Raw genomic sequence first — 13,423 nt, 5'->3', positions numbered from 1 at the left:
CTCGGCACCCACCTTGCCGGCCACGCGTGACACCACAGCGGCCCCACGGCGACGCAGATCGGCATCGGGCACGGGCAGGACAACCGCACCGTGGGCCCGCGACGGCAACAGCACGCTGGCCGTACCCCGCACCGTGCTCTCGTCGCGCTGGCTGGTCCCCAGCACGTCTAGCTGGACGAGTCCGTCGGGGGTGTCGCTCTTGCCCGTGACCGTCGCGGTCATCCGGTGGATGTCGCCGTGATAGTTGAAACCCCGCAGCTGCAAATCCAATTCGGCGATCCAACCATCGTCACCCACCCAGTTGGTCAGCAGGTGCGAGGCCCATGCAGTCCGCATCTGGCCGTAATCGTAGGGTGCCGGGATGCCCAGGGCCTGGGCTCGAGCGCCGTCCCAGTGCAAGCGCTGCACCACGTCGGGAACGCCGAACTCATCGGGCTGATAGAACGCCGGCATCCGCTTGCGGAGTTGGTGGGCGAACTTCAACGGTCCAACGCCGTAACCTCCCCAGCCCCAACCCATGTGCATACTGATGATGTCGACCACCGTGAGCGGACCCTTCATGACGGCGGGCACCACGTCGCCGGCCTTGACGTCCTCCCACCACTGCGGATCGGCGCCTCGCCGTACCTCGTCCTCGTAGGCCTGTTCGACTTGGGAGAGTTCGTCCTCGGTCCAGTGCTGCCGCTCGATGTGGGAGTACTTCCCAGACTTCTTGGAGCCCTGTCGCTCGGCATTGATGTAGGACTCGTCGCGGGTGGCGATCGGGCTTCCGTCCGCATCCACGTAGAGGTAGCGGAAAGTCTCCTTGACCGACCGTCCGCCGGAGAACGCACTCTCCTTGACCTGTACGTCGAGCGTGTAATTCTCCGCGAATACCGGCCGACCGGGATAGACCGGCTTGTAGAGCGTCCACTTGACCCCGGAGTAGTACTTCCCGGTGCCACGGAATAGGCCGCGGAACAACTTCTTTCGCTCGGGATCGGTGAATTTGGGAGTCTGATCCAACCCCGTCGAGATCGGGAACGTCGGCGGGGCGATCTGACCGTGCCACCGCGTTCCCGCGCCATACTCCGGGTCGTGGAACAACGGGTTGTCGTCGCCACAGCCGAATGCGAAATGGGCGATGGTGTCGGAGTTGGGAAGTCGGTTCCACGCCTCGTCGCGCTGGTTGACCGGGATGCCGATCTGAGCCCGCGCCCGCTCGATGTCCTCGTCGGTGATCCGGCCTTCGACGGCCGCCGTGTCGGTTGTGGTCATCGTCTCAGTCCTCAGAACTTCAGCATCGCGCCGGCGTCGACCTTGAATTGGCTGCCCGTCACGTACCTCGATTCATCGGAGGCGAGGAAGCAGACCACGTTCGAGATGTCGGAGGGTTCCACGTACGGCACCGGCATGGCCTGCATGGCAGGAAAGGCGAGCAGCGCGTCATCGCGGGACGGGTTCTCGAGATCCGGTCGGAACTGCTTGTACATCGGGCCGCTGTTCAACATCGGAGTGTTGCAGTTGGTGGGATGTACGACGTTGACGCGGATCGACTCCGAAGCCAGCACGGCCGCAAGGCTCTTCGTGTACTCGTCAACCATCTGCTTGGCCAGGTTGTAGCCGGCCCCGCCGGGACCGGCGGGCCCGGCCGCGGCCAGCGGGGGCATCGTTCCGGCGATCAGCCCGGCGACCGAGCCCGTCGTGATGATCGAGGCGCCCGCCTTCAGGTACGGCAGCGCGGCGTGCACCGTGTTGACTACCCCGAGGAAATCGACGTCGAAGGCGTCGGCGAAGGCATCGGCAGACAGAGTAGCGCCAAGCGGACAGATGCCGGCGTTCGCCACCACTACGTCGAGTCGGCCGCCGAACTCGGCGACCGCACTCGCGAGCGCTGCTGTCAGCGCCGCCTTGTCGCGCACGTCGACCTGGGCGGTGACGGCCCGCCGCCCCGTCTTCTCGACCTCCAACCCGGCCTCGGTCAGATCGTGTGGTGAGGCCAAGGGGTATTGGTTGGTCGCGATGTCCTGACAGATGTCGAAGAGGATGACGTCGGCGCCCTCCTCCGCGAGCGTCACCGCGTGACTACGCCCCTGCCCGCGCGCTGCGCCGGTGACCAGAACGACCTTGTCCTGAACTCTTCCCATGGTGTCAACGTGCCTTCCAGATCGCGGGCCGCTTTTCGGCGAAGGCCAGCGGTCCTTCCTTTGCGTCCTCACTGCTCAACAATGTGCCGAACTCGGCCTCGGTCCGATCCCAGTCGGCTTCCTCTCGGGTGATAACCCCGTCGTCGACACCGTGCGCGACCCGCTTGCTGGCCCACACCGACAACGGCGCATTGGCGGTGATGCGCTCGGCAAGCGCTAGCGCCGCCTCCAAGCAGGTGCCGTCGGGCACCACCTCGTTCACCAGACCCCATCGCTCGGCATCGGTCGCGGAGATGGGGTCTCCGGTGACGATGAGCTGCATGGCCACCTTGCGGGGAAGCTGCTCGACGAGACGGAATACACCGCCGGCGCCAGCGATCAGACCGCGCTTGACCTCCGGGAGCCCCAGCAGCGCGCGCTCGTCGGCCACCACCAGGTCGCTGGCCAGGACGAGTTCTGAGCCGCCGCCCAGTGCGGTGCCGTTGACCGCCGCGATCGTCGGCTTGTCGATGTAGTGGCGCACGTATCCGGCGAAACCCCACTCTGGGTGTACTGGATGCATCAGGTTCTCGCCTCGACCGATCGCCTTCAGGTCGGCCCCTGCGCAGAATGACTTGTCGCCCGCGCCGGTGATGACGACGGCCCGCACCTCCGGATCATGCTGAGCAGCTTGCAAGGCGTCACCCACCGCCGCACTGACGGCGCCGTTGACGGCGTTGCGTGCCTCCGGCCGGTTGATGGTGACGATCAGGACATTGCCCCGCTGCTCCGTCAGCGCGGCGGGACTTTCGGCTGTCACAGCAGCTCGAAGATCGTCGCGTTAGCCTGCCCGCCACCTTCACACATCGTCTGCAGGCCATACTGAATGCCGTTGTTTCGCATGTGATGCAACAGTGTCGTCGCGATGCGCGCACCCGAACCCCCGAGCGGGTGACCCAACGCGATGGCTCCCCCATTTGGGTTGAGCCTCTTCTCGTCGCCGCCGATCTCCGCGAGCCACGCCATCGGCACGGGCGCGAACGCCTCGTTGACCTCGAACGCGCCGATATCCTCGATCGTCAGACCTGACTTGGCCAGCGCCTTCTGCGTCGCCGGAATCGGCGCAGTCAACATGATCACCGGATCGGCTCCCGCCAAGACTGCGGTGTGTACCCGCGCGATCGGTTTGAGCCCCAACGACTTCGCCTTTTCGGCCGACATGATCAGCAGCGCCGCGGAGCCGTCCGAGATTTGGCTGGAGTTGCCCGCGTGGATCACGCCGTTCTCCTTGAACGCGGGTTTGAGCTGCGCCATTTTCTCGATCGGTGTGCCACGGCGGATGCCCTCGTCCTTGAGGACCACGGTGTCGTTGCCGTCGGCGTCCTTAGCCTTGATGCCGACGATCTGGTTGTCGAAGGCACCCGAGTCCTGCGCGGAGGCTGCCTTCTCGTGCGAGTCGAGTGAGAACCGATCCAACGCCGCGCGGTCGAGACCCCACTGCTCGGCGATCATCTCGGCGCCCAGGCCCTGGTTCGGGGCCACACCGTATCTCGCCATGAAGCTTTCCGGAAACGGACTTCCGGAGTTGGCGACGTTGGCACCCATCGGGACTCGCGACATCGACTCGACCCCTCCGGCCACGACGACGTCGTAGTGTCCGGCGACCACACCGGCCGCGGCGAAGTGAATGGACTGCTGGCTGGATCCGCACTGCCTGTCGATGGTCACGCCGGGCACCGTGTCCGGCCACCCCGCCTCTAGCACCGCCATGCGGGCGATGTCCAACGCTTGCTCGCCGACCTGCTGAACGCAGCCCCAGATGACGTCGTCGACCAGCGCTGGGTCCACACCTGCGCGCTCGACCAGCCCGTTGAGAACCTGTGCGGAAAGCTCGCCGGGATGCGTGCCCGACAGTCCTCCGTTACGTTTGCCGACGGGCGAACGGACGGCCTCGACGATTACGGCTTCAGGCATGTAACTCTCCTCAATCAGTTGTATTCGGTGTGTTTCGTACGGACCGCTGCGTCGACTTTCGCCGCACTCATGTGCGCAGGGATTCCAGGATCGTCGTGATGCCGCGCCGGTCCACCTTCAGCGCTGCGCCGCGCGGCAGCTGGTCGATGATGTGCACCTCGGCGGGCACTTCGTACGGAGCGAGCAGGGCCCGGCAGTGTGCTCGCAGCGTCTCCGCATCGGCGTGCGCCCCCGGCCGCAGTTCGACTGCTGCGATGGGGATCTGGCCGAGGCGTTTGTCGGGAACACCTACCACGGTGGCGTCGGCGACGGCCTCGTGGCGGCGCAGTGCGTTCACGACGGTCTCCGGCGAGATCTTGAAGCCGCCCCGGATGATGACGTCATCCGCGCGACCGTCGATGTAGAGGAAGCCGTCCACATCCACCCGCGCGATATCGCTCGTAGTCAGCCAGGTGTCGCCGTTGAGGCCCGCCTGCGGCGTGGCTATCTGGAGGCGGCCCGGCGTTCCCGCCGCGACTTCGGATCCCTCGTCGTCGACGACACGCAGCCGGACTCCGGGGAATGGCCGCCCGACACTGCCGCGCTTGTCCTGCCAATGCGCATGGAAATCCTTCAGGTTCCATCCCGCCACCGCACCGGAGAACTCGGTGGCGCCGTAGACGACCAGGATCGGTATGCCGAATCGATCCAAGAAGGCCTCGACGAGTTCCGGCGGCACCGGACTGGTACCCGCGTTGAGCGCACGCACGCTAGAGAGATCCTCGCGTGTGATGTCGGAGTCGAGGACGGACCTGATGGCGGCGGGCGGTAGCCCCGCGAGCTTCGGCTTGTGCTGTTTGATCGCGGCGACCCACCCGTCCACGGTGAATCGTTCGAGCAGAACTATCGGTCGCCCAGTGGTCAACGCCTGCAGCACACCCCACAGCCCGCCAATGTGAACGATCGGAACGATGACCAGCGCAACAGCACCGCTGAACGGCGCGCGGTCGTGACCATGCGACCGGTCGTGGTGCACGAGGGCGGCCGACAGTGACGACTCGAGCTGACGGCGTGTGAGCGGTATGCGCTTGGCCGGTCCTGTGGTCCCCGACGTCAGCATCTCGATTTGCACTTTGGGATCCGGGTTCTCGTCGCGTCGGCACGTGCTGGTGCGTAGCACCACCGCGTCGCCGTCGACACTCCATGACGACGCACCGAGGCCGGCAACGGCCTCCGGGAACCCGCTTTCGTCGAAGTTGTGCGCCGGGCTGATCACGTAAGCGACACCCGTGGCGGCGAGGTCGGCGTTCAACCGCTCGGCGGGCTGCAACGGGTTGAGCGTCACCAGAGTCCAGCCGTCCACGATGGCGGACATCAGGATGGCGATCGACTCAAACCTGTTTCCGAACACGACCGCTACACGCGTACCGGGTGTGGCTCCGGCGTCGGACAACGCCCGACCTACGTTTTCCGACAACTGCTTGAGCTGCCGCCATGTGTACCAGTCGCCGTTGAACTGAACAACGTTCGCGGCATCGTCTGTCGCCCACAGACGTTTAAGGGCAGTACTCAGAGTTGTCATCGCCGCTTTCCAATTCGACGCGTGCGAATGAACCGCACCTTCTGCCAACGTAGTAGACGTGGTTTACTAGGTCAACCTACCAGGAGGTCACGTGCACGCGACGCCCACATCGGAGCAGTTGGAGCTCGCACGAGCCGAAAGTTCATGGCTGCGAGTCCACGATCCGCTCGAACAGGTACGGGCCAGTCTTGACTCGTCTCCCGTCACGATCGATACCCGGGCCGTCACGCACGCCTCGGAATCCGGGCTTCTCGCCCTATTGACGCCGGACGGCGGCGGTGTCCACGCAGATCTGGCGGTGGTGAGCGAGGCGCACGCTCGCGCCGCGAGTTCGCTGCCCATCGCCGACATCGCGATCGCGCAGTGGTTGATCGGCGCTGCTCGAGAACGGACCGGCGAAGACGTGGCGCCGAATGAGCACCTCGTCAGTGTCGCGGTGGAACGCACCGACGGATCGGCACCGTTGCCGATGGCGTCCGATATGCAGACCGTCGTCCTCGTCGGCCGCGATGACGCCGGCGATCTCATCAGAGTTCTGCACGAACCCCGCTTGCGAACCTTGTCCACGCTCGATCTGACTCGCTCGTGGGCCCGAACCCACGCGCATGCCGGCGATGTCGTCACGATTCAAATGCCCCAGGGCACCACCAACTTCGTGTCAGACGCACTGGCCCTGCACCGGGCCTGGGATGCGCTCGGCGGGGCAGCCACCCTGCTCGACATGACGGTGACCTACGCCGGCCAACGCAAGCAGTTCGGTGCGGCGATCGGATCGTTCCAGGCGGTCAAGCACCACTGCGCCAACATGACCGTCGCCGTCGAGGCGGCTCGTGCGGCACTGTGGTCAGCCTCGCTTGCGATCGACGAATGCGCCGACCCGGCTGCCCGTACGCGTTCGGTCGCCGCAGCCGTCGCCTTCGCCAAGAGCGCCGCATCCGACGTCGCGAGTACGGCATTGCAAGTTCATGGCGGCATCGGGTTCACATGGGAGCATGATCTCCACCTTTTCTTGCGGCGGATCAGGGTGGATCGCGCGATGAATGGCACCGTCGAAAGCCACCGGGCGGCGCTGATACCAAAATGAGAGCGATGACTTCGGCGCGAACCGCTGCGCGCCATCCAGGCGCAGCACCTCGCCGTTGACGTACCCTCGTAGTCCGCGGGCGACCCGTCCTGTTGAACGATGTTCTTTCGGTAGTTGAAATCGGCGACGCGATGCGGGACTGATCAGTCACTGGCCGGCAGCGGCTTGGCTTCCTTGATCCTCAGCGGCGTGGTGCCCACCGACAGGGAGCCGTTGCCCGCCCGGGTCACCAGGACCTCGGCGCCTGTGTCGTCGACGTAGCGCTTGCCCATCACGGTGCCTTCGGAGTGCGCATCGTCAAGGATCAGGTTGGCGTCGACCTCGGCCCCGATGGGGATCATCGGGGCGCCGCCGGCGCGGAGGTCATCGAGGGACTCGGCGCTGCGCACGACGATGACCTGGGTGTCGCAGACCTGACTCTGCAGGCGGGTGCCGTTCTTGATCATGCCAATTCCTTCTCATTCAGTTCGTTGACGAGTTCGCGGCGTAGCACCTTGCCCGTCGCGTTGGTGGGCAGCTCAGCGCGGAACACCACGCGATCGGGGGTGCGCGACCCGCGCAGCTGTCCGCGGACGAACCCGCGCAGGTCCTCGATGTCGGGGCTGGTCCCTTCGGCGGGGACGACGACGGCGACGATGATTTGTCCCCACTGCGGGTCGTCGGCGCCGACGACAGCGACCTCGCGTACCTCCGGATGCTCGACGAGGACGTTCTCGATCTCGGCGGGGGCGATATTCTCCCCGCCGCGGATGATGGTGTCATCCGAGCGGCCGCCGATGAACAGATAGCCGTCGGCGTCGAGGTGGGCGACGTCCTTGGTCGGGAACCAGCCGTCGGCGTCGAGCACCGACCCGATGCCGGTGTAGCGGCCCGACACCTGCTCGCCCCGCACGTACAGTTCACCCGGTTCGTCGGGTCCCAGGACGGTGCCGTCTTCGGCGCGGATTTGGACCTCGATCGTGGGGACGGGTCGGCCGACCGAGCCGAGTCGGCGTGCTACGGCGTCATCGTCGGACTCGAACGCGGCGCGGTGGTCCTCGGGACCCAGCACGGCGATGGTCGAGGACGTCTCGGTGAGACCGTATGCGTTGACGAAGCCGACCTCGGGCAGCAATCCGAGTGCTTTGCGGACCAGGGGCAGAGCGACTTTGGAACCGCCGTAGGCCAGTGTGCGCAGGGTCGGCAGCGTCGTGCCCGCGTTTTCCAGAGCGGCTGCGATGCGGTCGAGCATGGTCGGTACGACGGTCGCCGTGGTGATGGCTTCTTGGTCGACGAGGCGGACCCACTCGGGGGCGTCGAAGGCGGTCAGGTAGACCATCTTGCGGCCCGCGTAGAGGTTTGACAGAGCCGCCGACACGCCGGCGATGTGATACGGCGGAACGCAGATCAGCGCCGCATCGTCCGCCTCCGCGGAGTCGAACTCGACGGTGCCCATGATATAGCTCGTCAGGTTGTTGTGTCTCAGCTCAACGGCTTTCGGTGCCGAGGTGGTGCCGGAGGTAAACAGCACCACCGCGACCGCATCCGGGTCGGCGACCTCCGCGGCGGGATCGGCGATCCGGGCCGCGTCAAGGAATTCCGCCGAGCTCATCGTTGCCGACCCTGCGCCGCCGATCATTTGGCGGTACTCATCGTCGGCTATCACCAGCGGTTCGGGCAGCCTGCCGATCAGCGTCCGCAGTCCGTCGGCGGACAGGCGGTAGTTCAGCGGGGTCACCGGTACCGCGGCGCGCGCGGACGCGAATAACAGCAGGGGCAGCATCGCGCCGCCGGTGCCGACGTAGGCGACGTGCTGTGCGCCGGAGGCGGCTATCACACCGGCGCCGCCGTCGGCCAGATCGCTCAGTTCCGCTGTGCTCAATCGCAACTCGCCGGAGACGACGGCGGCCTTTCCGCTGACCGCAAGGGCTGCGCTCTGCGCCATCTCCAACAACAACGAAATGCTCACGGGATGCTCCGGTCGTCGGGCCTTAGCGTGCCAGTGCTTGTTCGAGCCGCTTCTCCTGCAGCGGCGCGAGGATGTGTGCCGCCGCTCGATCGCGAAGGATGTCGGACCGGCCTGCGATCGCCGAGGCGCTCAACGCCCTCCGTAACGCTATGTGCACGGGGTGTTCCCACGTGAAACCAATTCCTCCGTGGATCTGCACCGCCGACTCCGAGGTCTTGACGGCGCCGTCGATCGCCGCTGCCACGGCCAGATCGACAGCGAGCTGTGAACTGTCGTCGTCGAGCGGCGCGTCCGCTGCCGAGAGCACCAGACTTCGCGCACTCTCCAACTCGACGAGCATGTCGGCACACCTGTGCGAGATCGCCTGGAAGCTGCCGATGGGACGGTTGAACTGCTCGCGCTCCGACGCCCACTCGACGGCCATCCGCAGTGCGCGGGAGGCGACGCCGACGGCGTCCGCAGCGATGGCCAGCGCACTGTATCTGGCGGCAACGCGCAACGCCGCCCGCAGCTCACCGCGCGGCGTGAGGCAGCGCCCCAGAACATCCGTTGCTGAAACGGTGGCCACGGTCGTCGTCAAGTCCAGTACCTGCTGCGCCGCCACGGTAAGGCCGTCGGCGCCGGACTCCACGGCGACGAGCGTCGGCTCGCCGGTCGACGCCGAGCGTGCCAGCACTAGTAGCACGTCGGCCGCAGGGGCCCCGGATACGACCGGGACGATGCCGGTGAGCCGGTCACCCTCGTAGACCGGCAGCTCCGCATCATCGGTAATCCAGCCGCCGTTGCCGAGCGGGACAGCGAACGCCGCCGGGGCGCCGGCGGCGATGCGCTTGACAATGTCTTCGGCACCGACCTCGGCCGCCACGTGCAAGGCGGCCACCGTCGCCACGAGGGGCACGGCGGACAGCGAGGCACCCACCTCCTCGATCGCCGCGCACAAGAGCCGCACGCTGGCTCCTCCTCCACCGACGGATTCGTCGAGTGCGAGTGCAGGCAAACCGAATTCGACGAGGGCTGACCATGTCAAGTGATCGACGGCGTCGTGGGGGCGGTCGGTCTTCAAGACGTCGGCGAGGTCGACGCGCCCCTCGAGCGCCCTCGATAGGACCTCGCGCAACTCCTGTTCTGCTGGATCGGCGACCGCCAGCGGAGCCCCCGGCCGAACCACCGCCTGCCGCGTACCCTCGCCGCGGTGCGATGGCAATCCGAGGACCGATTCCGCGATGGTGTTGCGTTGAATCTCCGCCGTACCGGCACCGATTGTGGTCGCCCGGCTCATGAGGTAGCCGAAGGTCCAGCGGCCGCCGTCCAGCGCCGAATCGGCTCTACTCCCCAACGCGGCGTACGGGCCGAGCAGTCGCAGGGCCAGACTGTGTAGTCGTTGCTCGAACTCTGACTTGAACAGCCTATTCACCGATCCGACTCCCCCTGGATCCTCACCGCGAAGCAGCGCCGACAGCGCACGGGCACTGTTCGTCGCGATGGTGTGCACGTCCGACTCCAGCCGGGCGACGTCCTGCCGGACGACCGCGTCGCCGTCCTCGCCGCGGGCGACCACGAGCCGAAGAACCTGATCGACGGTGCGGCGATACTTGAACTCGTCCGCCAGGAACGCCGTGGCGCGCTCGTGTCCTAGCGAGGTGCGCATGATGGACCAGCCTTGCCCTTCCTCGCCCACCACGTTGGCGACCGGGACTTCGACGTCGTCGAAGAACACCTCGGCGAAGTGGGCCGCACCGCTGATGTCGCGCAGCGGCCGCACGGTGATTCCGGCGCTGTTCATCGGGATGAGCAGATACGTGATGCCCTCGGTGCTGCGGCCGGGTGGCCCGGTCCGCACGAGTGCGAACATCCAATCTGCGCGATCGGCCATGGACGTCCAAACTTTCTGTCCGCTCACGCGGTAGACATCGCCGGATCGTACGGCCCGAGTCGACAGCGAGGCGAGATCACTGCCGGCACCGGGCTCGGAGAACCCCTGGCACCAAAACTCGTCGGCACGCAGTAGTGGTTCGAGAAACCTCTCGCGCTGCTCCGCAGTACCGTGCCGAATCAGGGTCGGAGCGAGAATGAACGACAACGTGCACGGGTGCGGAGGGGCGCCGGCCGCCGTCATCATTCGGTAGTACTCGAGTTGATCCTCTACCGAGAGTTCCATGCCACCGGCTGCTTTGGGCCATCCAGGCGCTGCAAGGCCGTTGTCGACGAGTTCGGATTGCCACTGCTTCGCGAGGGCGAGGCGGTCGAGCTTGACGCCCTCGGCCTTCGCGGCAGCCGCCCGTTGGGTTCGCCTATCACCGTATTCGTCGAGCAGGCACTTGAGCCTGGCGCGCCAGCCGTTCGCGTCACCCACAGTCACAGCATTCACCGACCTAGTTAACTTCGTTTACTTTGATACCCAGTCTGTCGGTCGCGGCGCGTTTTGACAAGCGCCTCAATCGTCGTCATCGATGAAGAGCGCGTGTTCCGGGCACGCCGCAACTCCGTCTCGGGTGGCCTGCTCGTCTCCTGGGGCCACCAAATGATCCTCCAGCGTCGAGTAACCGAGATCATCGAGAGGGAACACGTCCGGTGCGACCGCGTTGCACTGCGCATGGCCGGCACATTTATCTCGCTCGAGTCGAACCCTCATCTCAACACCTCTTCACCGATCCGCCGCGACAGGCGAGTGCCGCCGCGCTGCAACTTCAGTAACTAGGTTAACCTCGACTTCGGCGGAGTGGAAAGGCGGATCGCATGATTCCCCGCTCGAAGCACCTGACGGCGAATGAGAGCGGGAGGCGCGATCCTGATGAGGCAAGATGACCGTCCTCCCGAGATCAGACCGGTGTCGCCGACCGAGATTCTCGACCGCTTCCTCATCCGCCACGAGATCTCTCCGGACGCAGCCACGGTTGCGATGTCCATGCCCGTAGCCGGACACGTGAACCCCCTCAACGGCGCGCCGACCGCCGCGGCCCTGACGCTGCTCATCGACACGGTCGGCGGGCTCGTCAATCACCGACTGCGCGGCGAAGGACAGTGGACCGTCACCAGCGAACTGGCGGCCGACCTCGTTCCGGATGCGATCGACCGCGTCTGTCGCGCCTCATCGCCCCCCGTGATCGCGGCCGGCCGCACGATCGGTGCGCGTGGCGCGACTTCGCTGGCCGTGTGCACGCTGACGTGCGCCGGCCGCGACATCGGTGTCGCCACGGTCAGGTCCTTCTTCGTCGACGCGGTGGCAGATCTCACCCCTCCGAAGGAATCGCTCATCCGATCCGACGAAACCACGTTGGCCGAGTTGCTCTCGGCGACGAAGGTGGATTCTTCGCCCGGCTTCGCAACACCCACCCTCGTTCAACGACACGATCCGGTACTCGTGAACTCGCTCGGCGTCGTCAACGGGGGTGTGTCTTCAGCCTGCCTCATCCTGGCCGCGGCCGCCGCCGTCGACGCGCAGGCGGGTACACCGATGCAGCTGGGTTCAGTGCGGGTGAACTTCCTGCGGCCCCTGCGCGGCTCTGCGGTAACGCACTACGCCGCAGACATCCAGCGCATCGGGAGGCAAACGGCAGTGGCCACGGCCTACGCATCCAACGAAGGCAGCCGTCCCGAGCTGTTCGGGACGCTGACGGGGTACGGGGTACCGCGTCAGCCGGCAACGGACCGGGGTTTGTTCGACGTAGCTAACTAGGTATATTACGTTTGTGGTTACTGGAGGATCGAAGATGAGCTGGGGACTGCCTTGGCCGGGCGCCGCACAGGCGGCCCAGTCCGAGGCCGCTGGGGCCACGGCGTTCTGCGCTGGTGAGTTCAGCGACCAGAACGCGTACGTCACCTGCGCGGAGATGGCCGCGTCCACCACCAACGCGATGGTCGGCCCGGGGATCGCCTACGCCTTCGCCCGTTCGCCGTTCGTGCACGCGTCCGCTGTCCGTCATCTCGACCGCATCGCACCCGGCCGGGTCTTCCTCGGCCTGGGGGCGGGAACGGCGCGGATGAACCTCGACTGGTTCGGCGTCGACTCAAGCAAACCCGCCGCGCGGATGGGCGAACTCGTCGAGACGATACGTGCGTTCCTGCACGCGGAGAACGGTGAAACCATCGAGTACGAAGGTGATTTCTACCGCATCAAAGCCAACATCATGGCGCCGGTGCACGGTCGGCTCGACATCCCCATCCTCATCGGGGCGTTCAACAAGGGCATGCTGCGTGTCGTCGGGCAGACGGCCGACGGCGTACTGGGACACGGGATCTTCACTGATCGCTGGTGGAATGAGGTGGTGGACCCGGAAGTCGCGCGCGGCGCCGACGCCGCGGGCCGAGACGCCTCGAACGTCCGCCGTTGGGGATGGGTCATCACCGCGATCGACGACGAGGATCCCCAGCGGGCCAACCGCGACGCGCGACAACAGATCGCCTTCTACCTCACCGTGCGAACATACGACTCGCTCGTCAACCTTCACGGCTGGCAGGATGAGGTGGCGGCAATCCGCAACGCGTTCCGCACCGGCAAAGCCGACCGCATCGCAGACTTCGTCAGCGATGAGATGCTCTGGTCGATAGCAGTATGCGGCGACTCCGACCAGGCCCGTGCGATGATCGCGGCGCGCAAGCGCCTTCCGCACACGGCGTTTCTGGCGACCCCGAGCTTCCTCGTGGGACGTCGCCGCCGAGCCGAATACGACGCTTCGGCAACTGCGTTCGCCCTCGACAACCTGCAGGCCTAGGCCTTAACGGAGGACGACCACCGAGGATCTCGTGGTCTA

At 66.1% G+C, this 13,423-nt stretch carries 12 protein-coding genes; 3 read left to right on the top strand and 9 right to left on the bottom strand.

What is annotated here, in order from left to right; translation table 11 throughout:
• The 5 genes from A5695_RS03975 to A5695_RS03955 all read right to left on the bottom strand — a co-directional run.
• Positions 1 to 1,257: MaoC family dehydratase N-terminal domain-containing protein (locus tag A5695_RS03975; protein WP_068078472.1), on the bottom strand; the 1,257-nt coding region annotated here is incomplete at its 3' end.
• A gap of 11 nt (positions 1,258 to 1,268) precedes the next feature.
• Complete coding sequence (locus A5695_RS03970; protein WP_068078469.1) at positions 1,269 to 2,126, bottom strand: mycofactocin-coupled SDR family oxidoreductase; 858 nt, start codon at positions 2,124 to 2,126, stop codon at positions 1,269 to 1,271.
• A 4-nt stretch (positions 2,127 to 2,130) separates the two neighbouring features.
• Positions 2,131 to 2,925 (bottom strand): crotonase/enoyl-CoA hydratase family protein, encoded by a 795-nt coding sequence (locus A5695_RS03965; protein WP_068078466.1) that lies wholly within the window; start codon positions 2,923 to 2,925, stop codon positions 2,131 to 2,133.
• Complete coding sequence (locus A5695_RS03960; protein WP_068078463.1) at positions 2,922 to 4,079, bottom strand: thiolase family protein; 1,158 nt, start codon at positions 4,077 to 4,079, stop codon at positions 2,922 to 2,924. The genes A5695_RS03965 and A5695_RS03960 overlap by 4 nt, the downstream gene beginning before the upstream one ends.
• Before the next feature lie 67 nt (positions 4,080 to 4,146).
• The gene (locus tag A5695_RS03955; protein ID WP_068078460.1) at positions 4,147 to 5,640 is read right to left on the bottom strand and encodes a class I adenylate-forming enzyme family protein; all 1,494 of its coding nucleotides are present in this window, start codon (positions 5,638 to 5,640) and stop codon (positions 4,147 to 4,149) included.
• 91 nt (positions 5,641 to 5,731) lie between these two features.
• Here A5695_RS03955 and A5695_RS03950 point away from each other — a divergent pair, with 91 nt between their 5' ends.
• Positions 5,732 to 6,724, top strand: a complete 993-nt coding sequence (locus A5695_RS03950; protein WP_068078457.1) for an acyl-CoA dehydrogenase family protein — start codon at positions 5,732 to 5,734, stop codon at positions 6,722 to 6,724.
• A 143-nt stretch (positions 6,725 to 6,867) separates the two neighbouring features.
• Here A5695_RS03950 and A5695_RS03945 read toward each other — a convergent pair whose 3' ends face one another.
• From A5695_RS03945 to A5695_RS03930, 4 genes are all read right to left on the bottom strand, one after another.
• A complete protein-coding gene (locus A5695_RS03945; protein WP_068078453.1) occupies positions 6,868 to 7,170 on the bottom strand; it encodes a hypothetical protein in 303 nt (100 codons plus the stop codon).
• Complete coding sequence (locus A5695_RS03940) at positions 7,167 to 8,672, bottom strand: class I adenylate-forming enzyme family protein (RefSeq protein ID WP_068078450.1); 1,506 nt, start codon at positions 8,670 to 8,672, stop codon at positions 7,167 to 7,169. Before A5695_RS03940 ends, A5695_RS03945 begins: the two co-directional genes overlap by 4 nt.
• Positions 8,673 to 8,694: 22 nt before the next feature.
• A complete protein-coding gene (locus tag A5695_RS03935) occupies positions 8,695 to 11,025 on the bottom strand; it encodes an acyl-CoA dehydrogenase family protein (protein WP_068078447.1) in 2,331 nt (776 codons plus the stop codon).
• 81 nt (positions 11,026 to 11,106) lie between these two features.
• Entirely contained in the window at positions 11,107 to 11,304 is a 198-nt protein-coding gene (locus A5695_RS03930; RefSeq protein ID WP_068078444.1) for a ferredoxin, read from the bottom strand.
• Between the two features lie 159 nt (positions 11,305 to 11,463).
• Here A5695_RS03930 and A5695_RS03925 point away from each other — a divergent pair, with 159 nt between their 5' ends.
• Together A5695_RS03925 and A5695_RS03920 are read left to right on the top strand one after the other, a co-directional pair.
• Complete coding sequence (locus A5695_RS03925; protein ID WP_068078484.1) at positions 11,464 to 12,348, top strand: acyl-CoA thioesterase domain-containing protein; 885 nt, start codon at positions 11,464 to 11,466, stop codon at positions 12,346 to 12,348.
• A gap of 34 nt (positions 12,349 to 12,382) precedes the next feature.
• The gene (locus A5695_RS03920) at positions 12,383 to 13,384 is read left to right on the top strand and encodes an LLM class flavin-dependent oxidoreductase (RefSeq protein WP_068078441.1); all 1,002 of its coding nucleotides are present in this window, start codon (positions 12,383 to 12,385) and stop codon (positions 13,382 to 13,384) included.
• Positions 13,385 to 13,423 lie beyond the last annotated feature (39 nt).

The sequence above is a fragment of the Mycobacterium sp. E1747 genome (assembly GCF_001667775.1).
Taxonomy (GTDB): domain Bacteria; phylum Actinomycetota; class Actinomycetes; order Mycobacteriales; family Mycobacteriaceae; genus Mycobacterium.
The sequence above is the reverse complement of the archived record's forward strand: the minus strand, read 5'-3'. Positions and strand labels throughout refer to the sequence as shown.

Coding starts and splice junctions, on each gene's coding strand:
- A5695_RS03970 (WP_068078469.1), bottom strand. CDS start 2,126: ATGGGAAGAGTTCAGGACAAGGTCGTTCTGGTCACCGGCGCAGCGCGC.
- A5695_RS03960 (WP_068078463.1), bottom strand. CDS start 4,079: ATGCCTGAAGCCGTAATCGTCGAGGCCGTCCGTTCGCCCGTCGGCAAA.
- A5695_RS03955 (WP_068078460.1), bottom strand. CDS start 5,640: ATGACAACTCTGAGTACTGCCCTTAAACGTCTGTGGGCGACAGACGAT.
- A5695_RS03945 (WP_068078453.1), bottom strand. CDS start 7,170: ATGATCAAGAACGGCACCCGCCTGCAGAGTCAGGTCTGCGACACCCAG.
- A5695_RS03930 (WP_068078444.1), bottom strand. CDS start 11,304: ATGAGGGTTCGACTCGAGCGAGATAAATGTGCCGGCCATGCGCAGTGC.
- A5695_RS03925 (WP_068078484.1), top strand. CDS start 11,464: ATGAGGCAAGATGACCGTCCTCCCGAGATCAGACCGGTGTCGCCGACC.
- A5695_RS03920 (WP_068078441.1), top strand. CDS start 12,383: ATGAGCTGGGGACTGCCTTGGCCGGGCGCCGCACAGGCGGCCCAGTCC.